Raw genomic sequence first — 22,848 nt, 5'->3', positions numbered from 1 at the left:
CCCAATCCAACTGTGTTGACTGCCAAGCCGCCTTCGCGAGCAAGCCCGCTCCCACAGTTGGATTGCGGGGTGTCAGGTAGATTGGCGTCGGCTGTCAGGCCGCCATCGCAGGCAAGCCAGCTCCCACATTTGGATCGCGGGGCGTCAGGTAGATATGCGCTGGCCGCCGGGGCCGTCACGGGAGCAAGCTCCCACAGGGAACCGCGCCCATTTCAGGCCAGGTAGCCATCCCCGCGCAACAGGGTTTCCAGGCAGTGCTCAGAGATGTGGTAGAACGCCTTGAGCTCCTGGATTTTCACCAATAGCTGCGCGTTGTCCACAGGCTCGGCACGTTTGACCGCCAGGATCATCTTGTTCTTGTTGGTGTGTTCCAACGAGATGAACTCGAACACCTTGGTCTCATAGCCACAGGCTTCAAGGAACAACGCACGCAGGCTGTCGGTGACCATTTCCGCCTGCTGGCCCAGGTGCAGGCCGTATTGCAGCATCGGCTTGAGCAGCGCCGGGCTCTGGATCTGCAGGCGAATCTGTTTGTGGCAGCACGGCGAGCACATGATGATCGACGCGCCGGAACGGATGCCGGTGTGGATCGCGTAGTCGGTGGCGATGTCGCAGGCGTGCAAGGCAATCATCACATCCAGCTCACTGGGCGCCACGCTGCGCACGTCGCCACATTTGAACACCAGCCCCGGGTGCTCCAGGCGTGCGGCGGCGCTGTTGCAGAGGGTGACCATGTCTTCACGCAACTCGACACCGGTGACCTCGCCCTCGGCCTTGAGGGTATTGCGCAGGTAATCGTGAATGGCGAAGGTCAGGTAGCCCTTGCCCGAGCCGAAATCGGCGACACGCACCGGGCGGTCGAGCTGCAACGGCGACGACGTCAGCGCATGGCTGAACACTTCGATGAACTTGTTGATCTGCTTCCACTTGCGCGACATCGAGGGGATCAGCGCCTGCTTGGCGTCGGTCACGCCCAGATCGGCGAGGAACGGCCGGCTCAGGTCGAGGAAGCGATTTTTCTCGCGGTTATGCTCAGCCGACGGCGCCTCGCGCAGTTGCTGCGGTTTGCTTTTGAACAGCGAGCTTTTGTTCTTCTTGCTGTATTCCAACTGGGCTTCGTCGGTCAGTGCCAGCAAGTGCGCGTTCTTGAACGAGCGGGGCAACAGCTCGGCAATCGCCGCCACGCCGTCGGCCAAGGGAAAGTTCTTGGTGATATCGCGGGTCTTGTAGCGATAGACGAACGACAGACAAGGCTGCTCCTTGACCACCACCGGCTTGATGATCAGCCGCTGCAGCTCGGCTTCCTCACCGACGTACTTGGCCAGCACCAGCTTGATAAACGCGTTCTGCGCCAGGCTTGCGTTCAACAGTTCGATGAACTGGGCATGATGATCTGGCGCAGGGCGGGCAGGTTGAGCGGTGACGGACATGAACAAAAACGCCTCGGGTAAAGAATGCCGGGCATTTTAGGCGGGATGGGGGTTGAGGGCACGGGGTTATTTGATCAACGGTCATTGGATTGGACAACGCCGAACACTAATGTGGGAGCGGGCTTGCTCGCGAAGGCGGTGTGTCAGTCAATATAATAGAGACTGAAGCACCGCATTCGCGAGCAAGCCCGCTCCCACACTTTTCGATCGATGGTGTTCCAGTTATTCGAGTACGACCAGGCGATTGGGCAGTTCGTTGCGGGTTTGGGTAACGGGCACATGCACCTTGAGCAACTCGCCACAGGCTTCAACGCAGGCGATGAACCCGGCCAGCGTCTGCCCCTGTTTAACTTGCTGGGTAAACGCCTGGACAATGGCGTCCCAATTGCTGTCATCCAGGCGCTTGGAAATCCCCTCATCCACCAGGATCTCCACATAACGCTCGGCCTCGCTGACAAAAATCAGCACCCCGGTGCTACCCACCGTGTGGTGCAGGTTCTGCTCCATAAACTGCCGCCGCGCCAGGTTGGATGCACGCCAGTGGCGTACCGAACGCGGGATCAGCCGGGTGGTGACCTTGGGCAAACGGAACACCAGGCACAGGACAATGAACGTCGCCCACTGCGCCACCAGCAAGGTGTACATGGTCAAGTAGCCCGACAGGTAATGCACCACACCCGGCACCACCAACGCGATCAAGCTCGCCCACAGCAACGGAATGTAGGCGTAGTCGTCGGCGCGCGCCGCCAGCACGGTGACCAACTCCGCGTCGGTGGTTTTCTCGACCCGGGCGATCGCTTCGGCGACTTGGCGCTGCTCGTGTTCAGTCAGTAATGCCATGGTTGTAGATGCTCTATTTTCGTTATTGTCATTACCAGCCGCCCGAAGCCCCGCCGCCGCCAAAGCCACCGCCGCCGCCACGGAAACCACCGCCACCGCCGCCCCCACCGCCGCCGCGTCCGCTGCTGTTGAGAATCGCCAGCAGGATGGCGCCCACCGGCAAGCCCATGCGATTGCACAACCACAACACGCCAATCAGCAGGATAAACAGGCCGATGGAAAAGCCGGGATTATCCATGGCGAAGTTGGCATCCGCCACATGAGCCGGCACCGCCAAGGGCTCCCCGCCCACCACCTGGATCATCGCAGCCACGCCATCGCTGATGCCCTGGCTGAAATTGCCGGCCTTGAACTTGGGCAGGATCACCTGGTTGATGATCACCCAGGATTGCGCATCGGTCAGCACGCCTTCCAGGCCATAGCCGACTTCGATGCGCAACTGGCGGTCATCACGGGAGACGATCAACAGCGCGCCGTTGTCCTTGCCCTTCTGGCCAATGCCCCACTGGCGGCCCAATTGATAACCGTAGTCCTCAATGGGCACGCCTTGCAGGTCGGGCACGGTGACCACCACCAGTTGGTCGCCCGAGGTCTGCTCCAGCGCCTGCAATTGCTGGGTCAGTTGCTCGCGCACCGCTGGGTCGATCATCTGCGCGCTGTCCACCACCCGCCCGGTCAGCGCCGGGAAGGTCAGCGCCGCCTGGGCCACGCCCACGCAGGCCAACAGCCACAGCGCCAGGCCTATCCGTAATAAACGCATCGACACCTCAGTGCAGCCTTATTTGAACTTCACTTGCGGCGCTTTATCGGCATCGGCGCTGGTGGCTTCAAACGTGGCGCGGATCGGCAAGTCGCTGTACATCACGCTGTGCCACAGGCGGCCCGGGAAGGTGCGGATCTCGGTGTTGTAAGCCTGTACGGCCTGGATAAAGTCACGGCGAGACACAGCGATACGGTTCTCGGTGCCCTCAAGTTGCGATTGCAAGGCCAGGAAGTTCTGGTTGGCCTTCAGGTCCGGGTAACGCTCGGACACCACCATCAAACGGCTGAGTGCGCCGCTCAGGCCATCCTGGGCTTGCTGGAACTGCTTGAGTTTCTCGGGGTTGTCCAGGGTGCTGGCATCCACCTGGATCGAGGTGGCCTTGGCCCGCGCTTCAATCACCGCGGTGAGGGTTTCCTGTTCGTGGGCGGCATACGCCTTCACCGTTTCCACCAGGTTGGGGATCAGGTCGGCACGGCGCTGGTACTGGTTCTGCACCTGGCCCCAGGCGGCCTTGGCCTGTTCGTCCAGGGTCGGGATGTTGTTGATGCCGCAACCGCTCAGCATGCTGCTGATCAGTAACAGCGCCGCAGCCTTGAAGCCCCAGCGATAAGTGTGTGCTGCTTGCATGGTGTTTCTCCTGCCCAATCTGATGGAATGTGACGACTAACCCTATAAACCACGCGCTTGGGGCATAATCCGCCACCACTGGAATGCTTCGAGCCAATCAGCTACAAAGATGCCCAGCGCGAAAAAGAGTTCAGAGTGTGCTGCATTTATCTGAACAACACCCGAACAACAATAGACGTTCCCCACATTTTGGCCGACAGCATCGCTTTGAATGCTGCGCAGTAGCCGAAAAAGGATATTCATGAAAAAGCTGTGTTTGCTCGGCCTTGTTGCAACGCTGGCCACCCACCCCGTCTGGGCAGAAACAAAGCCTGCTGCGCTTAACGACAAGGACGCCTTTGTCAGCGACCTGCTCAAGCAAATGACCCTGGATGAGAAGATCGGCCAATTGCGCCTGATCAGCATCGGCCCGGAAATGCCCCGCGAGCTGATCCGCAAGGAAATCGCCGCCGGCCGCATCGGTGGCACGTTCAACTCCATCACCCGCCCGGAAAACCGTCCGATGCAGGACGCGGCCATGCGCAGCCGCTTGAAGATCCCCATGTTCTTCGCCTATGACGTGATCCACGGCCACCGCACCATTTTCCCGATCAGCCTGGCCCTGGCTTCCAGCTGGGACATGGACGCCATTGGCCGCTCCGGGCGCATCGCCGCCCAGGAAGCCGCCGCCGACAGCCTCGACATCACCTTTGCGCCCATGGTCGATATCTCCCGCGACCCGCGCTGGGGCCGCACCTCCGAAGGTTTCGGTGAAGACACCTACCTGGTGTCACGCATTGCCGAAGTGATGGTCAAGGCGTTCCAGGGCACCAGCCCCGCGAATGCCGACAGCCTCATGGCCAGCGTCAAGCACTTTGCCCTCTATGGCGCGGTGGAAGGCGGGCGCGACTACAACGTGGTCGACATGAGCCCGGTCAAGATGTACCAGGACTACCTGCCGCCCTACCACGCGGCGATCAAGGCCGGCTCCGGCGGCGTGATGGTGGCGCTCAACTCGATCAACGGCGTGCCCGCCACTGCCAACACCTGGCTGATGAACGACCTGCTGCGCAAGGACTGGGGCTTCAAGGGCCTGACCGTCAGTGACCATGGCGCGATCTTCGAACTGATCAAGCACGGCGTGGCCAAGGACGGGCGTGAAGCCGCCAAGCTCGCGATCAAGGCCGGCATCGACATGAGCATGAACGACTCGCTGTACGGCAAGGAACTGCCTGGGTTGCTCAAGTCCGGCGAAATCCAGCAGAGCGACATCGACAACGCCGTGCGCGAAGTGCTTGGCGCCAAGTACGACATGGGCCTGTTCAAGGACCCGTACCTGCGCATCGGCAAGGCCGAGGATGACCCGGTCGACACCTACGCCGACAGCCGCCTGCACCGGGCCGAGGCCCGCGACATTGCGCGCCGCAGCCTGGTGTTGCTGAAAAACCACAACGACACCCTGCCGCTGAAAAAATCCGCGACCATTGCCCTGGTCGGCCCGCTGGCCAAGGCGCCTATCGACATGATGGGCAGTTGGGCTGCTGCCGGCCGGCCTGCGCAATCGGTGACCCTGCTCGACGGCATGAACGCCGTGATCGGCGAAAAAGGCAAAGTGCTCTATGCCCGTGGCGCCAACATCACCGGCGACAAAGCGGTGCTCGACTACCTCAACTTCCTCAACTTCGACGCCCCGGAAGTGGTGGATGACCCGCGCCCTGCCCAAGTGCTGATTGACGAAGCGGTGAAGGCGGCGAACAACGCCGACGTTATCGTCGCGGCGGTGGGCGAGTCCCGTGGCATGTCCCACGAGTCATCGAGCCGCACCGACCTGAACATCCCGCAAAGCCAGCGCGACTTGATCAAGGCCCTCAAAGCCACCGGCAAACCGCTGGTGCTGGTGCTGATGAATGGCCGTCCGCTGTCGATTCTGGAAGAAAACCAACAGGCCGATGCGATCCTGGAAACCTGGTTCGCAGGTACCGAAGGTGGCAACGCCATTGCCGACGTGCTGTTCGGCGACTACAACCCATCGGGCAAGCTGCCGATCACCGTCCCTCGCTCCGTTGGGCAGATTCCAACCTATTACAACCACCTGACCATCGGCCGGCCATTCACCCCAGGCAAGCCGGGCAACTACACCTCGCAGTACTTCGATGACACCACAGGCCCCCTGTTTCCGTTTGGCTATGGCCTGAGCTACACCACGTTCAGCCTGTCGGACATGGCACTGTCGTCCACCACCCTGAACAAGACCGGCAAGCTCGACGCCAGCGTCACCGTGAAGAACACCGGCAAGGTAGACGGCGAAACGGTTGTGCAGTTGTATATCCAGGACGTGGCCGGCTCGATGATCCGCCCGATCAAGGAGCTGAAGAACTTCCAGAAGGTCATGCTCAAGGCCGGCGAAGCGCGCACGCTGCACTTCACCATTACCGAGGACGACCTGAAGTTCTACAACAGCCAGCTCAAGTACGCGGCCGAACCGGGTGAGTTCAATGTGCAGATCGGGTTGGATTCCCAGGACGTGCAGCAACAAACCTTCGAACTGCTCTGATCTGAAGCTGTAAACACGGCCTGGGTGGGAGCTGGCTTTTGTGGGAGCTGGCTTGCCTGCGATACAGGCACCTCGGTTTGTCAGGTGTACCGAGGTGCCTGTATCGCAGGCAAGCCAGCTCCCACATTTGATTGAGTGATGCGACTAGCCGCGCCGGTCGAGCAGATTGACCACCAGCCGGTCAATCCAGCCCCACACCCGCTGCTTCACCCGCCGCCACAACGGCCGCGCCTTCCATGCCTCCAGGCTCACCGCCTGGCTCTGGGCAAAGTCCGCTTCGAAACTGCCCACCACCGCTGCCGTCAATTGCGGGTCCAGTGCTTCCAGGTTGGCTTCCAGGTTGAAGCGCAGATTCCAGTGGTCGAAATTGCACGAGCCAATGCTCACCCAATCGTCCACCAGCACCATCTTCAGGTGCAAAAAGCACGGCTGGTATTCAAAGATCTGCACGCCTGAACGCAGCAGGCGCGGGTAATAACGGTGCCCGGCGTAACGCACCGACGGGTGATCGGTGCGCGGCCCGGTGAGCAACAGACGCACGTCCACGCCGCGCCCAGCCGCCCGGCGCAAGGCACGGCGCACACTCCAGGTGGGCAGGAAGTACGGGGTGGCCAGCCAGATACGCGATTTGCTGCTGTTCAAGGCGCGAATCAACGATTGCAGGATGTCACGGTGCTGACGGGCGTCGGCATACGCAACGCGGCCTAGCCCCGGCCCGGTGGCGGGCACCTTGGGCAAGCGGGGCAAACCAAAATGGGTCGCCGGTTTCCATTCACGGCGCGCAGCGTTAGCGTGCCATTGCCGGTCGAACAGGGCCTGCCAGTCCAGCACCAATGGGCCGCTGATCTGCACCATCACTTCATGCCAGTCGGCGGTGTCTTGCCCCGGCGTCCAGAACTCGTCGGTGACACCGGTGCCGCCGACCACTGCAATGCGCTGGTCGATCAGCAGCAACTTGCGATGATCGCGATACAGGTTGCGCATCCAGCGCCGCCAGTTCAGGCGGTTGTAAAAGCGCAACTCCACGCCGGCATCGGTCAAGCGCTTGCGCAGCCCCAGGGTAAACGCCAGGCTGCCGTAATCGTCGAACAGGCAACGCACGTGCACGCCGCGTTCGGCGGCCAGCACCAGTGCCTGCACCATGGCTTCGGCGCAGGCACCCGCTTCGACCAGGTACAACTCAAGGTCAACCTGCTGCTCGGCCCGGGCGATGCCCACCAGCATCTGCGGGAAGAAGTTCGGCCCGTCGATCAGCAATTCGAACTGATTGGCGCTGCGCCATGGGAACACTGCGCCGCTCATGTCAGCGCGCCGTGAAGATCAGCACCGCACCCACCGGCACCGACAAACTGATCGACTTGAGCCCTGCCGCCTTGCGCAAGGTGGCGACACCGGGCGCCAGGTCGAAATCTTCGGCGTGCAATACCACAGGCTCCAGGGTCACCACTTGGAAGCGTCTATCATCCAGGCGCGTGGCCAGCAGCTCGGCGCTGTAGGTCTGGGTCTTGCCGTGCAGCGTGACGCTCAGGGGCAGGCGCAATTCCAACTGCGCGCCGGACGCCAGGTCGTTGATGGGCTGCAGGTTGATCTGCGCACTGATCTGCGCTTCGGGGAAGGTCTTGATCTCGAACAGCTCTCTACGCATGCGCTCGTCGCGCAGCGGGATGCCGCTGTTGATCGACTCCAGTTCCACTTCCAACTGAGCCGCGCCTTTGGCGTCGACCTTGCCGTGCAGCACCAGGAAGCGCTGCACTTCGGCAATCTCGGTGTTTTTGGTGGTGACGAAGGACAGGCGTGAGGATTCGTTATCCAGGTACCAGTCGGCGTGGGCGGGCACTGCTGCAGCGGCCAAAAGGGCGAAGGCCAAGGGTTTGATTGACATTGAAGACTCGCGGGGGAAAACCTGAGCGAACCATAAGCGCAATCTCATGAACGGCGCAAATTCATTGTGGGAGCGGGCTTGCTCGCGAAAGCGCAGTGCCAGTCAATACATGTGTAGCTGATACACCGCCTTCGCGAGCAAGCCCGCTCCCACATTTATTCGGCGGTGACTATCAAACCAGCGCTCGCTGCACTTCGCAGATCGTTTCTTCAAGGCTGCCCATATGCAAATTCAACACACGCTCCACTGGCGCCTGATGCATCGGCCAATGCAACGCCATGCTCCCCACCAGGCGGCCATTGGCGCGCACCGGCAGCGCCACCGCCCGGATCAGGAACGGCAAACGCACAGGATATTCCCAATAGCCCTCGGTACGCTGGCCAAAGCCCTGGTGCTGGGTTTGCTCGCATGCGCGATAGTGCTCGTCTGCCGCCACATGATTACGGCCTGCCAGGCGCAGTACTTCTTCGGCCGGCAATTGCGTCAGGCAGGCCTTGCCCATCGCCGAGTGGAACAGGCTGGCGTACTGGCCGACGATCTGACAGTTGTTCGGGTACAGCTTGCGCAACACGCTGGGAATCGCACTTTCCATGACCTCCAGGCGTTCGCCATCAAAGCACGACAAATCCACCACCAGCCCGGTGCGCTCGCTCAGTTCCAGCAACCAGGGCGCGGCGCTCTCCACCACCTGGCGCTTGAAGCGTTGCTGGGTATCGCCGAACAAGCGCCGGGCACGCAGGCGGTAACGTCGATCACTCAGGCCCCGATAGACCCAACCCTGCTCCTGCAAGGTCAGCAACATGCGCGACACCGTGGCCTTGGGCAGACGCGTGAGGTAGTGCAGCTCTTCCAGCCCCAGGGCCTGGTGCTCGCCCAGCAACTCGACGATTGCCAGTGCGCGCTCAACCGAGCGTACGGTGCCTGTCTCCATGTTCGATCTCCCTGTAGCCGGTGGACGATCTTTTTTTCACAGCAAGATACAGGCCCGTTCAGCGCTCAGCGGGTCGTTGCAAGGCACGCCGGCGGCCGGCGTTGTACCCATTGGGTCAGTTGTTCATGGGCGTAGGCCAATTGCAGCACGGCCCTGTCGGCCTGGGCCGGGCCAATGATTTGCAGGCCCATGGGCAGGCCCTGGGGGTTGAAGCCCACGGGGATGCTCATGCTCGGCAAACCGGCGAGGGTCGGGCCGATCACCACTTCCATCCAGCGGTGATAAGTGTCCATTTCACGCCCGCCAACGACGCGTGGCCAAGGCTGTTGTGCATCGAAAGGGAACACCTGAGCGGTGGGCAACAGCAGGAAATCGTAACGTTCAAACAACTTGCCCAAAGCACGGTACCACTCACTGCGGTCTACCGACGCCTGGTACACCTGCTGGGCGCTCAAACCCTGGCCGCCCTCCACTTCCCATTGGGCTTCGGGTTTGAGCAGTGCGCGTTTTTGCGGGTTGGCGTAGGCCGCGCCGAGGTTGCCGTGCACCAGCCAATGGCGGTGTACCAACCAGCAGCGCCACAGGCGCGCCATGGAAAAATCGGGTTGGCAACGGTGCACTTCACAGCCCAGGCTGGCGAAATCTTCCAGCGCCGCTTCGCACAGGCTCATCACGCCATCATCCATCGGCAGATAACCGTTGTAGTCCCCCAGCCAACCCAGGCGCGCGCCCGTGAAGTCACGCTGCAACGGCTGGCCCAGCACCGCCGAATCAGCCTGGGAGGACAGCGGCGTGCGAGGGTCGTAACCGGCCTGGATGCTCAGCAACCGCGCCACATCCGTGACGCTGCGCCCCATCGGGCCTTCGGTGCCCAGTTGCTGCACGAACAGCTCCGGCATCGGCCCGTGGGGCACCCGCCCTTGGGAGGGGCGCAAGCCGAACACGTTGTTGAACGCCGCCGGGTTGCGCAGCGAGCCCATCATGTCGCTGCCGTCGGCCACCGGCAGCATACGCAGCGCCAAGGCCACCGCCGCCCCGCCACTGCTGCCACCCGCCGCCAGGCTTGGGTCATAGGCATTGCCGGTGGTGCCGAACAGCGTGTTGTAGGTGTGGGAGCCCAGGCCGAACTCCGGCACGTTGGTCTTGCCGATGATGATCGCACCACTGGCTCGCACCCGCGCCACGCTGATGGCGTCTTCGCCCGGCACATGCTCGGCGAACAGCGGTGAGCCCAGGGTGGTGCGCAAGCCCTGGGTGGCCGCCAGGTCCTTGATGGCCTGGGGCATGCCATGCATCCAGCCACGGGAGTGGCCCTGGCCCAACTCACGATCGCAGGCCCTCGCCTCGGCCAGCACGGCCTCGCTGTCGCGCAACGACACCAGCGCATTCACGCCGGGGTTAAAGCGCTGGATCTGCGCCAGGTACGCCTGCATCACTTCCTCGCACGACACCTGGCGCCCATGAATGGCCCGCGACAGTTCAGTGGCATCCCAATCAACAATACTCAAGGCTTCACCTCTCTGGAAAACGGCAACGGCTTGCTCGCCCGGGGGGCCTCGCGCATGCAGTAAGTGCCCAGCAGCGTCAGCACGCAGGCGAACAATACATAAAACGAGGGCGCCACCGGTGTGCCCAGCACGTTGCTCAGCCAGGTCACGATCAACGGCGCGAAACCACCGAACACCATCACCGCCACGTTATAGGCCACCGACACGCCGGTGGAGCGCACCTCAATGGGGAACTGCTCGGCCAATGCCGTCGGCGCTGGCCCGAAGAACCCGCCAATCGCCGTGCACAACATCACCTGCATTACCAGCAAGCGCTCGATGGACGGCGCCGCCGCCACCCACACATACAACGGGTAGACCATCACGAAAAACGCCAGGGTGAAGGCCATCAACACCGGTCGCCGCCCCAACCGATCCGACAACAAGCCGGACAAGGGGATCACCACGGTCATCAGCGCCACCGCAAACATCTGCACCATCAACACTTGGTCCAGCGGCAGGCCGAGGTTCTTGTGGGCGAAGGTGGGCATGTTCACCAGCACCACGTAGAACGACACCGTCGCGCCGCACGCCAGCCCCATCGACACCAAAATACTGCGCCGATGCTCACGCAGCACTTGCATCAGGCTCGGCGCCGGGCCGGTGGCTTGCTTGCGCGCTTCGATGAATTCTTCCGGGTCTTCCATGTGCCGACGAATCCACAACCCCACCGGGCCGATCAACAAGCCCAGCACAAACGGCAGGCGCCAGCCCCACAGGTCGAGGGTCTCGGGCGAAAAGAAATGCGTGACCAGCGCCACCATCGCCGCGCCACCAAACACCGCCAGGCACTGCCCCACCAATTGCCAGGAGCCATACAAGCCCTTGCGATGGGCCGGCGCGCTCTCTACCAGAAATGCCGTGGCGCTCGCGTACTCACCGCCAGTGGCAAAGCCCTGGAGCATGCGCGCCACCACGATCAACAACGGCGCGCCCATGCCGATGGCGGCATAGTTCGGCGCGAAGGCGATCAGCGCGATGGACACGGTCATCAGCCGGATAATCAACTGCATCGCCGCCTTGCGGCCTTTGCGATCAGAGTAGATACCCAACAGGATGCCGCCCACCGGACGCATGAAAAAGCCCACGCCGAAGGTGGCCAGCGCCATCAGCAACGATGCGTACTCGTCCTCCGAGGGGAAGAACTGCCGGGCGATAATGCTGGCCAGAAAGCCGTAGACGATAAAGTCGTACCACTCCAACGCGTTGCCGATCACGGCCGCCACCACTTGGCGAGTGCGCGAGACACCAGGTTTTGCAGTCTGCATGAGGAGCACTCCATTCAACCGATAAGGGAAAGGGTCCAGCGGCAGAAAAAGACGTTGCTGTAGGAGCGAGCTTGCTCGCGAAGGTCGTCAACGATGACGCAGCGCTATCAGGGAGCACGTGTCGCCTGTGGTTTTTTCGCGAGCAAGCTCGCTCCTACAAGGGTTTGGGTTAGCCGGCCGGCTTGAGCCAGCTCTCGGCCAGCGCGCCCCAATAGGCGGCGCCGGTCAGCAGGATGTCGTCGTTGAAGTCATAGGCGGGGTTGTGCACCATCGGCCGCGACACGCCGTTGCCGATAAACAAGTAACTGCCGGGGCAGCGTTGCAGCATCCAGGCGAAGTCTTCGCTGCCCATCAGCGTGCGGGTGTTGCCATCCACGGCGTCGGCACCGAGCAAGGCCACGCCGACCTGGCGGGCGAATTCGGTTTCTTCGGCGTGGTTGACCAGCACCGGGTAGGCCGGCCGGTGTTCGACCTGCACGGTGCAGCCGAAGCTGGCGGCCTGGGTCTGGATGATTGCGTTGACCCGTTCCAGCATCTGTTCGCGCACCTTAGGGTTAAGTGCGCGCAGGCTCAGGCGCAGCAGGGCTTGCTGGGGAATCACGTTGGCGGCTTGCCCCGCTTGCAGCGCGCCGACCGTGACCACGGCGGCTTCCTGGGTGTCGATATTGCGCGCCACCACCGTTTGCAACGCCATGACCATGCTCGCCGCCGCCACCAGCGGGTCCACGGTCAAATGCGGCATCGAGCCGTGGCCACCTACGCCTTCAAGCGTCACGGTAAGCAGATCCTGAGAGGCCATCATCGGCCCCACTCTCAAGCCCAGATGCCCCGCCGGCAAGCCCGGCATATTGTGCATGCCGAACAGCCCATCACAGGGAAAGCGCTCCAGCAAACCGTCCACCAACATCGCCTCGGCGCCGCCCTGGCCTTCTTCGGCGGGTTGGAAAATCAGGTTCAACGTGCCGTGAAATTGCCGCGTCGCCGCCAAGTAACGCGCAGCGCCGAGCAACATGGTGGTATGGCCGTCATGGCCGCAGGCATGCATGCAACCGGCGTGCTGGCTGGTGTAGGCCGCGCCGGTGTTTTCGATGATGGGCAAGGCGTCCATATCGGCACGAATCCCCAACGTGCGCGAGCTGTTGCCATTGCGCAGCACACCGACCACACCGGTCTTGCCGATGCCGGTGTGCACCTCGTAACCCCACTCTTTAAGTGACTGTGCGACCAACGCTGAGGTGCGGTTTTCTTCAAAGCCGAGTTCGGGATGGGCGTGGATATCGTGACGCACAGCGTGCAAGTCGCTGGCAACGTCGCTGAGCCAATCCAGGATGTGCTGGTGCGGGCGCATGGTGATTCTCCTCACAGGCGGGTGGTCCCTTTCTTGTTGGCGACACATCGACAGCTAAGCGCGATGTGGGCGTGAGGACAATCAAAGGTGGTTCCACTCTGTGGAACCTCGGGGCTGGCTCTTTTTCCGAAAGCCCACGCAGATAATCTAAATGTGGGCTTGCCTGCGATGGCGGAGTGTCAGCCAAACAATGGTGACTGACCCACCGCTACCGGGAGCAAGCTCCCTCGCCACAACAGCCATTTGCCACCGGTTGCGAGGGCGCGTTCACAGGATTAATTTCTGCGGCGTCGCTGCTCCTCGCATTATTTAGGCGAAATGGGCAAAGCCATCATTGATGACTTGTTGCTGGCGATGCAGTCCGGCAGTCAAACTCCACAGTAAGTAGTACACGCCCGGTGCACCGCATCGGGCGTCTAAATACTTGTACTGCAAAGTACTTAATCCTTTTTCATGGGTATACGATGAAGGATTTAGACTAGCTCATTAACGATCTCAATGACAAACTCCTCTACAAACTCACTTCCAATATCACACCAATCCACATTCCACCGTGGCGCAGGATCAAGAGACCAGTTCGCTACAATCGGAAATCCTGGATCAAGGCCATACTCAGAAAACAGCTTGCCATCATCCTGCAGCAGAATCTTGTTAGTTTCAGGCATTCTCTTCGCGATATAGTCGGCAAGCGAAACAGCCGGATACAACAGCTCTGCATATTTATGCCTCTCTAACCACCCCTTATTTATATCCTTACCAATATCAGCCAACGACATAATATCAGTATAGGCCATCCGACTTATCGATCGGTAGTAACGCTTCACTCCATCTGGATCCCCCGCACCTGAAGTAATCCCGATATCAAACTTTCCGCCATAATACGCAACAATCAAACGTCTCACATCGGCCGGCGTATAATTATCTATATCAACCTTAATCTTACACAGAAAGAAGTTATCCATACCCATAAAGTTAAACACGCAAAATTCTTGAACTCTTGGATTTCTTGGGATGGCTGAGGGGCCTTGCACCTTGAATTTCTCAAACGCTGCTGCGCTCATAAAAACCCCATCGACCTGGCGCCACGTTTTGTCAACATCCGCTCGACACTCTACCCATCTTTTTATATAGCCATAAGGATTATTTTTTGGCTGAAAACTATTATCTTCTAGTTCAAGAGGGGGCGCCTCGAGCCGAGCGGTTTCCAGAAACATTTGCACCGCCAAAGTATTTTCATTCGGCATACTTTCATCATTTCTAATCTCCACACTTTCACACACAGACAAACCATGAAGCACCTCTTTTTTTTCATACAAATAAGCCCACTTTTTCATAACTTCCTCCAATTACAAAAATGAATGACAGAAAAGAGTATCAACCTCACATTAAATCGGCACCACTGTCACATCTAACAGTTACTCATATCAATTCCAAATAAACCCAGCCCACATCAATTACAAAAACACATATCAGTCCCAAAACGAATGATTTTTACCGACAGCTGCCAACGGCTTATTACTAGACTCTCTAACTAAACCCGCTCTCCTTGTGGAGAAGGGCACTGCTCGACCCGGCCAGTTCCCACGAGCGGCAGCGCTGGGTGAACCGTCGCTTCGCAGCTAACAGCCATATCCAAGTTCAATACGCGCTACATCGTGAGCGATTGCGTTAGGCACGTTCCAACACCAACGCTGGTTACAAAGTCCATGACCTGAGCGACTGTTCCGCGTCAACGCCGGGGTTCCGCTTGTGGAAGCCCTCGAACACGCCTCCCACGTGCTCTACTACGCAAAAATGCTCGCGCTTGAAGCGGCCATGGACCCCAAGGCGGAGAAGTTTGCGTTTGCCTCGCATTATCTGGGTGAGATGGGTAAGGCGATCATTGATGACTTGCTGCTGGCGATGCAGCCCGGCAGTCAAACCGCGATGTAAGTAGTACGCGCCCGGTGCACCGCATCGGGCGCTTGTCTGTATCTCTCTCAATTTCCCATGACAGCACAAATACAATGTGGGAGCTGGCTTGCCTGCGATGACGGCGGCACAGGCACCAATGATGTTGACTGACCTGCCGCTATCGCAGGCAAGCCAGCCACAGGGGAATTTGGGTGTGTCAGGGGTTGAGGCGGCAGCCTTGGCGGTTGCCCATCCATCGCGCTGTATGCGTACGCCCCAACCCACTCGCCGTCACTTCACTGCGTTCCGGCTTATCGATAAATGCACTGATGGGCACGTACTGCTTCACATACCCGAGGCAATAGTCCGCCGGGTTGTTGGCCACATACCGGCACGAGCAATACTCTTTGGCCGTGTACGCCGCGATGATGTCTGGGAAGGCTTGCAGGTTGACGCGCTCGTGCCAAACCCACCCCAAGAGTGCGAAAAACAGCACCGGTAAAACGCTGATAAATGGATGACGACGGATCATGAGCGCACCGCCGCCAGCACGCGTTTGAGCAGTTCGTTATGCCGGTAACTGCCATCGCGATCATCGCCGTAGCGCACGATCACCAAGTGTTCGTCGGGCAGCACAAACAGCGCCTGGCCCCAGTGTCCCAGCGCGGCGAAGGTAGTGGCCGGTGCGTCGGGCCAGGGTTGAGGGGCGCCGGTGTTGAGCCACCAATGGCCGCCTGGCACGGCTTCATCCTGGCCGGCTTTGTAGTGGTCGAAGGGCCGGCGGTTGAAGGCAACCCAGTCCTTGGGCAGCAGTTGCCGCTCGCCCCAGCGCCCATCCCGCGCCATCAGTAGCCCAACTCGTGCCAGATCGCGGGCCGTGAGGTAGGCATAGGATGATGCGACAAACGTCTCATCGGCATCGGTTTCCCAGGTTGCGTCGCGAATGCTCAGGGGCTGGAACAGCGCGTCCCACGGGTAGGTCATGTAGGCCTTGTGGCCGAGCATGCCCTTGAGCGCAGCGGACAGGATATTGCTGTCGCCACTGGAATAACGGAAAGCCTGGCCAGGGGCGGCGGCGGCTTTGGTATCTGCCGCGAATTGCGCCATGTCGGTGTGGCCACGGGTGTAGAGCATCGCCACCACCGAAGATTTCAATGGGGCGTATTCGTAGTCTTCCTGCCAATCCAACCCCGAAGCCCAGTGCAGCAGGTTGGCCATGCTTACCTTGGGGTGCTGCTTCATCGGCGGGTAGAAACGTGCGGCGGGGTCGCTGAGTTTGAAGCGGCCTTGCCCATAGGCCACGCCCAGCACGGTAGCCATCAGGCTTTTGCTGACGGACCAGGTGAGGTGCGGCGTGCTGGCAGTGGTGGGCGCGGCGTAGCGTTCATAAATGATTTGGCCGTCACGAATGACCAGCAACGCATCGGTGCGAATACCGTTGCGGGTGGCATCGTCACGGGGTGGGAAAGCGTAGGCGTCCAGGGCATCGACAGCGGGACCGGCGAGAAGCGTGCCCATGGCCCATTCCTTTTCAGGCCAGACTTCAGCGCGGGCATTAAGGGTGACAAACAGCAGGGCAACGCACAACAGGCCTCGGACCATGGACACGAACTCAAGGGGGGCATTCAAGCCCGCGAGCCTAGCCCACGCCAGTGACAGATTTGCGACAAGGGGCCTGTCATCCAACCGTCACCGTAACTTCATGGAGCTGACACCGAGGCTACATAGCCTGACTTTGGACAACAAAGTCGACTGGCCGCAACCTGGCCGGCACCCGGAGACTCGCTATGACTCAGATCGCCCGCATCAGCGACAAAGGCAATGAACGCCGTCTGCAAGCCGAACGCCTGGTAGGCGCACAGGCATTGCAGGAAGCCCAGGCCCTGCGGTTCAACGTGTTCAGCGGCGAATTCAACGCCAAGCTGAAAGGCGCGGAACTGGGTCTGGACATGGATGACTATGATGTTCACTGCAGCCATATCGGCGTGCGGGATTTGAACAGCGGTCGACTCGTCGCCACCACCCGCCTGCTTGACCACCAGGCCGCCAGCACCCTGGGCCGGTTCTACAGCGAAGAAGAATTCAGCCTGCATGGCCTGTTGCATTTGCAAGGCCCGATCCTGGAAATTGGCCGCACCTGTGTCGACCCGGCCTACCGCAACGGCGGCACCATTGCGGTGCTCTGGGGCGAGTTGGCCGAAGTGCTCAACCAGGGCGGCTACAGCTACCTGATGGGCTGCGCGAGCATCCCGATGCACGACGGCGGCATCCAGGCCCACGCGATCATGCAGCGCTTGCGCGAGCGCTACCTGTGCAACGAACACCTGCGCGCCGAACCAAAAAAACCGCTGCCGGCCCTGGACTTGCCGTCTAACGTCATCGCCGAAATGCCGCCGCTGCTCAAGGCCTACATGCGCCTGGGCGCGAAGATCTGCGGTGAGCCGTGCTGGGATGAAGACTTCCAAGTGGCCGACGTGTTTATCCTGCTCAAGCGCGACGAGTTGTGCCCGCGCTACGCGCGCCACTTCAAGGCGGCCATGTGATGAACCGCCTGCGCATTTACGGGCGCATCGCCCGCGTGTTGTTGGTGGTGGCGCTGGGGTTGAGCATGGCCAGTGTATTTGGCCTGTTCGAGCGCCTGGGGGTGGCTAACTCGATGGTGCGGCGCCAGCGTTGGTCGCGCTTCTTTATGGCGCGACTGACCAACGCCCTGCCCTTTCGCGTGACGGTGCATGGGGAGTTGCCGCAAACGCCGATGCTGTGGGTGAGCAATCATGTGTCCTGGACGGATATCCCATTGCTGGGCATGGTGGCGCCGATGTCGTTTTTGTCCAAGGCCGAGGTGCGTACCTGGCCGGTGGCGGGCTGGCTGGCGGCCAAGGCGGGCAGCCTGTTTATTCGTCGCGGTTCAGGTGACAGCCAGTTGATCCGCAAGCAGATGACCCGTCATCTGGAGCAACAGCACCCCTTGCTGATGTTCCCCGAAGGCACCACCACCGACGGGCGCGGCCTGCGCACGTTTCACGGGCGCTTGCTGGCCAGCGCGATCGATGCGGATGTGTCACTGCAGCCAGTGGCGATTCGGTATCTGCGCGACGGCCAAGTCGACCCGCTGGCGCCCTTTATTGGCGATGATGATTTGCTCTCGCACCTGATGCGCTTGTTTTCCAATGACCGCGGCGATGTGGAGATTCATGTGCTCAAGCCGATTGCCTGCGCTGGGCAGGAACGTGCGGCATTGGCGTATCAGGCGCAGCAGGCGGTGCAGAAGGCGTTGTTTGGTGAAGCGGTGCGACCGGTCGAACCACGCGGCACCTTGATTGCCGCCTGAACACGATTCGTCTGTAGGAGCGAGCTTGCTCGCGAGAAACCGCAGAGCACCGCATTCGCTCTAGATGCCCGCGTTATCGTTAGCGATTTTCGCGAGCAAGCTCGCTCCTACAGAAGGCCTGCAAGATGGGGTAGAACTCACTGAAGTCCCGGCTCAACGGCTCATACAAAACCCGCAACTCCTGCATCGCATACCCCAATTCCTCGGGCTGTGTCAGCCGCCGCGAAATCCCGCGCAGCACCTGGTCCATCACCGCAAACTCGCGGTACGAGCCCAACCAATCATCCGCTGCCATATACGGCGCAATCTGCGCCAGCCGCCCCGGCAACGCGGGTTCGGCCGCCAACACCCGATACACCTGCGACGTGAAACGCTCCAGGGGTTGGTCGGCATACAGCGCCCAGTCGCGCGCCAGGCAATGGTCAAAAAACACATCGAGGACGATGCCGGCATAGCGCCTGCGGGTCTGGCTGAAACGCGACAACGCCTCCCCCACCAAGGGGTGGCTGTCGGTGAACCGGTCGATGGAGCGATGCAGCTGGATCGCCGCTTCGATTTGCGGGCTGAACTGGCCCTGCAGGCGGCCTTTGACGAAGTCGCCATAGAGGCTGCCCAGCAGTTGTGCAGGAAGTTGGCCGCCCAGGTGCAGATGTGCGAGATAATTCATGCCGCGCAGTCGACCACTGCCACCCACATATCGTTATAACCCGATATACCGATTCGCTTTGGCCTCAGATCAAAATCATATTGGTATATCGGGATATGACGATTTAGAGTTCGCCTCATCGCGATATAACGCTTTACGACACCGAGCACCCTGCCATGTCCATCGACCTCGACGAAATAATAAAAGCCCTGGCGCACCCAGTACGACGAGACATCCTCACCTGGCTCAAAGACCCGAAAGTGCAGTTCCCCGAGCAATTGCACAACCACGAATACGGCATCTGCGCCGGGCAGATCGACCAGCGCTGCGGCTTGTCCCAGTCGACCGTGTCGGCCCACCTGGCCACCTTGCAACGGGCGGGGTTGATCAGCAGCCAGAAGGCCGGGCAGTGGCACTTTTTCAAGCGCAACGAGGAGGTGATCCAAGCCTTTCTCACGGCGCTCATCACCGAACTCAGCGCACCGTAATCACCAAGGACACGCCCCATGCCCCTCTCGCTACTCATACTGGCCCTGAGCGCCTTCGCCATCGGCACCACCGAGTTCGTCATCATGGGCTTGCTGCCCGATGTGGCGACGGACCTGGGTGTGTCGATTCCCGGCGCCGGCTGGCTGGTGACCGGCTACGCCCTGGGCGTGGCCATCGGCGCACCGTTCATGGCACTGGCCACCGCCAAGCTGCCACGCAAGGCGGCGCTGGTAGCGTTGATGGGTATTTTCATTATCGGCAACCTGCTCTGTGCCCTGGCAAGCGACTACAACGTGCTGATGTTTGCCCGTGTGGTAACGGCGTTGTGCCACGGTGCCTTCTTCGGGATTGGTTCAGTGGTGGCGGCCAACCTGGTGCCGGCCAACAAACGTGCGTCGGCGGTGGCGCTGATGTTCACCGGGTTGACCCTGGCCAACGTGCTGGGCGTGCCCCTGGGTACGGCGCTGGGCCAGGAAGCCGGCTGGCGCTCGACCTTCTGGGCCGTGACCGTGATTGGCGTGATCGCCTTGATCGGCCTGATTCGCTTTTTGCCCGCCAAGCGTGACGAAGAAAAACTCGACATGCGCGCCGAACTGGCCGCCCTCAAGGGTGCCGGTATCTGGTTGTCGCTGAGCATGACCGCGCTGTTCGCCGCGTCGATGTTCACCCTCTTTACCTACGTCGCACCGCTGCTCGGCGATGTCACCGGCGTGTCGCCCAAGGGCGTGACCTGGACCCTGTTGCTGATCGGCCTGGGCCTCACCGTGGGCAACATCATCGGCGGCAAACTGGCAGACAAGCGCCTGGCGGCTACCTTGATCGGCGTGTTCATCAGCATGGCGGTGGTGTCCACGCTGCTGAGCTGGACCAGCGTTGCGGTGATCCCAACCGAGATCACCCTGTTCCTGTGGGCCACCGCCTCGTTCGCCGCCGTGCCGGCGCTGCAAATCAACGTGGTGACCTTCGGCAAGGCCGCGCCGAACCTGGTGTCCACCTTGAACATCGGCGCCTTCAACATTGGCAACGCCCTCGGCGCCTGGGTCGGCGGCAGCGTAATTGCCCACGGCTTCGGCCTGACCAGCGTGCCGCTGGCGGCCGCCGCACTGGCGATTCTCGCGCTGCTGGTGACCCTGATCACTTTCCGTCAGGGCGGCAATGCCGACCTGGCCCCCGCGACCCACTGATCAACTTAAAAGAGAAGGTGTTTTTTCCATGACGACTATTTTCGATCCGATCACACTGGGCGACGTGCAGCTGTCGAACCGCATCATCATGGCGCCGCTGACCCGCTGCCGCGCGGATGCCGGGCGCGTGCCCAATGCGCTGATGGCCGAGTACTACGTGCAACGCGCCTCCGCGGGGCTGATACTCAGCGAAGCCACTTCCGTGACACCGATGGGCGTGGGCTACCCGGACACCCCCGGCATCTGGTCCAACGACCAGGTGCGCGGCTGGGCCAACATCACCAAGGCCGTGCACGGCGCGGGCGGCAAGATCTTCCTGCAGTTGTGGCACGTCGGCCGCATTTCCCACGAGTCCTACTTGGACGGCGAAACTCCGGTGGCCCCGAGTGCAGTCCAGGCTAAAGGCCACGTCAGCCTGGTTCGCCCGCTGGCCGACTACCCTACCCCGCGCGCCCTGGAAACCGCTGAAATCGCCGACATCGTCGACGCTTACCGCACCGGCGCCGAGAACGCCAAGGCTGCCGGTTTCGACGGCGTGGAAATCCACGGCGCCAACGGCTATCTGCTCGACCAGTTCCTGCAAAGCAGCACCAACCAGCGCACCGACCAGTACGGTGGCTCCCTGGAAAACCGTGCGCGCCTGTTGCTGGAAGTCACCGACGCCGCCATCGAAGTCTGGGGCGCCGGCCGCGTGGGCGTGCACCTGGCACCGCGTGCTGATGCGCATGACATGGGCGACGACAACCTCGCCGAGACCTTCACCTACGTCGCCAGCGAACTGGGCAAGCGCGGCATCGCCTTTATCTGCTCGCGCGAAAAAGAAGGCGCGGACAGCCTGGGCCCACAGCTGAAAAAAGCCTTCGGCGGTGCGTACATCGCCAACGAACGCTTCACCAAAGACAGCGCCAATGCCTGGCTGGCGGCGGGCAAGGCGGATGCGGTGGCCTTTGGTATTCCTTTCATCGCCAACCCGGACCTGCCGGCGCGACTGAAGGCCGATGCGCCGTTGAACGAGCCGCACCCGGAGACCTTCTACGGTAAAGGCCCGGTGGGTTATATCGACTACCCGACGCTGCCGATCTAAAGCAACCCGTAAAACCCAATACTGTAGGAGCGAGCTTGCTCGCGAAAAACGTCAACGATAACGCGCGCTTCCTGAATGAACGCGGCGTCTGTTAGTTTTTCGCGAGCAAGCTCGCTCCTACAGTGTCAGGGGCAAGTTCTCTCCCACATTTGTGCCTGTTGGAAACATCGCTTCACAGAACCGCAACAATATCGCTACAAAATACTTAGCCGGCTACCTATCAACCGCCCGCCATGCCGTATATAAAGTCACCCCACAAATCAGGCAGAAGGACGATTGACCGTCTTTAGGCTTTACTGTTGACACAACGGGTTGCAATTACGCATTTTGTTTCAATTGCGCAGGCTGGGGCTCAGGCGCAGCATGTCCAGCCCTATATCAGCCCAGCGCTCGGCGTCCTGATGCAGTTCAAAGCTATCGGGGACCAGCAGCCACTGGCCGATCAAACCGTGGATAAAGGCATGTATGCAGACAGCCCCACGGGTGGTGTCGAGATTTTCAGGCAGTTGCCCGCGATTGACCGCGTTACGCAACGTCAGGCTGATACGCAGGTTGCATTCCAGGCTATGGGTCTGGCGTTGGCGGCGCATGTCGCACATTTCATCGGTGAACTCGCACTTATGAAACAGAATCTCGTTGATGCGCCGGGTTTTCGGGTCCAGGGCCACTTCATGGTAGAGATGAATCATCAGCTTGCGCATACAGCCCAGCGGGTCGACTTCATCCTCGCTTTCACTCGCCCGGGCCAATTCGTCCAGGGGTTCGTGCAGCGTGTCGAGCAAGGCCTGGAGCAAATCGGACTTATTGCTGAAATGCCAATAGATAGCCCCACGCGTGACGCCCGCCAACGCGGCGATGTCCGCCAGGGTGGTGCGCGCCACACCACGCTCATAAAAGGCTTGCTCGGCGGCTTGGAGAATCTGGCTGCGCGTTTCCTGAGCTTCCTCTTTGGTGCGACGAACCATGGCAGTAAAACCTCAATCAGGACACTGTGGATGGTACTTGACCATCATCTGAATAATTGTGGGACGACGCCGTCATGGGCGCCGAAC

At 60.8% G+C, this 22,848-nt stretch carries 22 protein-coding genes and 1 pseudogene; 8 read left to right on the top strand and 15 right to left on the bottom strand.

The genetic code is table 11. The annotated features are described in order from the left end of the window. Nucleotides 1–212: 212 nt before the first annotated feature. From A7K61_RS17135 to A7K61_RS17120, 4 genes are all read right to left on the bottom strand, one after another. Entirely contained in the window at nucleotides 213–1,430 is a 1,218-nt protein-coding gene (locus tag A7K61_RS17135; RefSeq protein ID WP_069558001.1) for an SAM-dependent methyltransferase, read from the bottom strand. 222 nt (nucleotides 1,431–1,652) lie between these two features. Beyond that, the gene (locus tag A7K61_RS17130; RefSeq protein WP_032893090.1) at nucleotides 1,653–2,270 is read right to left on the bottom strand and encodes a TPM domain-containing protein; all 618 of its coding nucleotides are present in this window, start codon (nucleotides 2,268–2,270) and stop codon (nucleotides 1,653–1,655) included. A gap of 31 nt (nucleotides 2,271–2,301) precedes the next feature. Continuing rightward, on the bottom strand, nucleotides 2,302–3,030 hold the full coding sequence (locus A7K61_RS34080) for a YgcG family protein (protein WP_032893092.1): 729 nt from the start codon (nucleotides 3,028–3,030) through the stop codon (nucleotides 2,302–2,304). An 18-nt stretch (nucleotides 3,031–3,048) separates the two neighbouring features. Continuing rightward, nucleotides 3,049–3,660, bottom strand: coding sequence for a LemA family protein (locus A7K61_RS17120; protein WP_069558000.1), 612 nt, complete (start codon nucleotides 3,658–3,660; stop codon nucleotides 3,049–3,051). A 241-nt stretch (nucleotides 3,661–3,901) separates the two neighbouring features. Here A7K61_RS17120 and bglX point away from each other — a divergent pair, with 241 nt between their 5' ends. Continuing rightward, nucleotides 3,902–6,193 carry a beta-glucosidase BglX gene (bglX, locus tag A7K61_RS17115; RefSeq protein WP_069557999.1) on the top strand — a complete coding sequence of 764 codons (2,292 nt, stop codon included), beginning with the start codon at nucleotides 3,902–3,904 and terminating at the stop codon, nucleotides 6,191–6,193. 144 nt (nucleotides 6,194–6,337) lie between these two features. On the opposite strand, the gene A7K61_RS17110 is transcribed toward bglX, so the two are convergent. The 6 genes from A7K61_RS17110 to A7K61_RS17085 form a co-directional block, all read right to left on the bottom strand. After that, complete coding sequence (locus A7K61_RS17110; RefSeq protein WP_056790438.1) at nucleotides 6,338–7,495, bottom strand: phosphatidylserine/phosphatidylglycerophosphate/cardiolipin synthase family protein; 1,158 nt, start codon at nucleotides 7,493–7,495, stop codon at nucleotides 6,338–6,340. 1 nt (nucleotide 7,496) lies between these two features. Further along, a complete protein-coding gene (locus tag A7K61_RS17105; RefSeq protein ID WP_069557998.1) occupies nucleotides 7,497–8,075 on the bottom strand; it encodes a YceI family protein in 579 nt (192 codons plus the stop codon). 172 nt (nucleotides 8,076–8,247) lie between these two features. Continuing rightward, nucleotides 8,248–9,006 carry a helix-turn-helix domain-containing protein gene (locus tag A7K61_RS17100; protein WP_069557997.1) on the bottom strand — a complete coding sequence of 253 codons (759 nt, stop codon included), beginning with the start codon at nucleotides 9,004–9,006 and terminating at the stop codon, nucleotides 8,248–8,250. Nucleotides 9,007–9,071: 65 nt separating this feature from the next. Next, nucleotides 9,072–10,514 carry an amidase gene (locus A7K61_RS17095; RefSeq protein WP_069557996.1) on the bottom strand — a complete coding sequence of 481 codons (1,443 nt, stop codon included), beginning with the start codon at nucleotides 10,512–10,514 and terminating at the stop codon, nucleotides 9,072–9,074. Continuing rightward, nucleotides 10,511–11,821, bottom strand: coding sequence for a citrate-proton symporter (locus tag A7K61_RS17090; RefSeq protein WP_069557995.1), 1,311 nt, complete (start codon nucleotides 11,819–11,821; stop codon nucleotides 10,511–10,513). The genes A7K61_RS17095 and A7K61_RS17090 overlap by 4 nt, the downstream gene beginning before the upstream one ends. A 169-nt stretch (nucleotides 11,822–11,990) precedes the next feature. Continuing rightward, nucleotides 11,991–13,169, bottom strand: coding sequence for a M20 aminoacylase family protein (locus tag A7K61_RS17085; protein WP_069557994.1), 1,179 nt, complete (start codon nucleotides 13,167–13,169; stop codon nucleotides 11,991–11,993). A gap of 282 nt (nucleotides 13,170–13,451) precedes the next feature. Here A7K61_RS17085 and A7K61_RS32540 point away from each other — a divergent pair, with 282 nt between their 5' ends. Then, a complete protein-coding gene (locus A7K61_RS32540) occupies nucleotides 13,452–13,553 on the top strand; it encodes a DUF3077 domain-containing protein (protein ID WP_228391083.1) in 102 nt (33 codons plus the stop codon). A gap of 89 nt (nucleotides 13,554–13,642) precedes the next feature. Here the strand turns inward: A7K61_RS32540 and A7K61_RS17080 are convergent, their stop codons facing one another. Continuing rightward, the gene (locus tag A7K61_RS17080; RefSeq protein WP_069557993.1) at nucleotides 13,643–14,503 is read right to left on the bottom strand and encodes a hypothetical protein; all 861 of its coding nucleotides are present in this window, start codon (nucleotides 14,501–14,503) and stop codon (nucleotides 13,643–13,645) included. A gap of 382 nt (nucleotides 14,504–14,885) precedes the next feature. On the opposite strand from A7K61_RS17080, the pseudogene A7K61_RS17075 reads away from it, so the two are divergent. Beyond that, nucleotides 14,886–15,101: pseudogene (locus A7K61_RS17075) on the top strand (DUF3077 domain-containing protein); the annotation flags it as partial. Nucleotides 15,102–15,279: 178 nt separating this feature from the next. Here A7K61_RS17075 and A7K61_RS17070 read toward each other — a convergent pair. Together A7K61_RS17070 and A7K61_RS17065 are read right to left on the bottom strand one after the other, a co-directional pair. Beyond that, complete coding sequence (locus A7K61_RS17070; RefSeq protein ID WP_069557992.1) at nucleotides 15,280–15,594, bottom strand: amidase; 315 nt, start codon at nucleotides 15,592–15,594, stop codon at nucleotides 15,280–15,282. Beyond that, on the bottom strand, nucleotides 15,591–16,664 hold the full coding sequence (locus A7K61_RS17065; RefSeq protein WP_069557991.1) for a serine hydrolase: 1,074 nt from the start codon (nucleotides 16,662–16,664) through the stop codon (nucleotides 15,591–15,593). Before A7K61_RS17065 ends, A7K61_RS17070 begins: the two co-directional genes overlap by 4 nt. 185 nt (nucleotides 16,665–16,849) lie before the next feature. On the opposite strand from A7K61_RS17065, the gene olsB reads away from it, so the two are divergent. Next, a complete protein-coding gene (gene olsB, locus A7K61_RS17060) occupies nucleotides 16,850–17,605 on the top strand; it encodes an L-ornithine N(alpha)-acyltransferase (protein ID WP_003189352.1) in 756 nt (251 codons plus the stop codon). After that, on the top strand, nucleotides 17,605–18,393 hold the full coding sequence (locus tag A7K61_RS17055) for a lysophospholipid acyltransferase family protein (RefSeq protein WP_069557990.1): 789 nt from the start codon (nucleotides 17,605–17,607) through the stop codon (nucleotides 18,391–18,393). Before olsB ends, A7K61_RS17055 begins: the two co-directional genes overlap by 1 nt. A 79-nt stretch (nucleotides 18,394–18,472) precedes the next feature. Here A7K61_RS17055 and A7K61_RS17050 read toward each other — a convergent pair whose 3' ends face one another. After that, a complete protein-coding gene (locus tag A7K61_RS17050; RefSeq protein WP_069557989.1) occupies nucleotides 18,473–19,060 on the bottom strand; it encodes an ACP phosphodiesterase in 588 nt (195 codons plus the stop codon). Between the two features lie 155 nt (nucleotides 19,061–19,215). Between A7K61_RS17050 and A7K61_RS17045 the strand changes: the two genes are divergently transcribed. The 3 genes from A7K61_RS17045 to A7K61_RS17035 are packed head-to-tail and all read left to right on the top strand — an operon-like array spanning nucleotide 19,216 to nucleotide 21,796. Next, on the top strand, nucleotides 19,216–19,527 hold the full coding sequence (locus tag A7K61_RS17045; protein WP_003189349.1) for a helix-turn-helix transcriptional regulator: 312 nt from the start codon (nucleotides 19,216–19,218) through the stop codon (nucleotides 19,525–19,527). An 18-nt stretch (nucleotides 19,528–19,545) separates the two neighbouring features. Further along, nucleotides 19,546–20,712, top strand: coding sequence for an MFS transporter (locus A7K61_RS17040; RefSeq protein ID WP_069557988.1), 1,167 nt, complete (start codon nucleotides 19,546–19,548; stop codon nucleotides 20,710–20,712). Between the two features lie 28 nt (nucleotides 20,713–20,740). Further along, a complete protein-coding gene (locus A7K61_RS17035) occupies nucleotides 20,741–21,796 on the top strand; it encodes an alkene reductase (RefSeq protein ID WP_047710259.1) in 1,056 nt (351 codons plus the stop codon). Between the two features lie 332 nt (nucleotides 21,797–22,128). Here A7K61_RS17035 and A7K61_RS17030 read toward each other — a convergent pair whose 3' ends face one another. Next, complete coding sequence (locus A7K61_RS17030) at nucleotides 22,129–22,761, bottom strand: TetR family transcriptional regulator (RefSeq protein WP_044272702.1); 633 nt, start codon at nucleotides 22,759–22,761, stop codon at nucleotides 22,129–22,131. Between the last annotated feature and the right edge of the window lie 87 nt (nucleotides 22,762–22,848).

The sequence above is a fragment of the Pseudomonas sp. AP42 genome, assembly GCF_001728935.1.
In the GTDB taxonomy this organism is placed as follows: Bacteria; Pseudomonadota; Gammaproteobacteria; order Pseudomonadales; family Pseudomonadaceae; genus Aquipseudomonas; species Aquipseudomonas lactis.
Note: the sequence above shows the minus strand (reverse complement) of the source record. Positions and strands in the feature narration are given on the sequence as shown.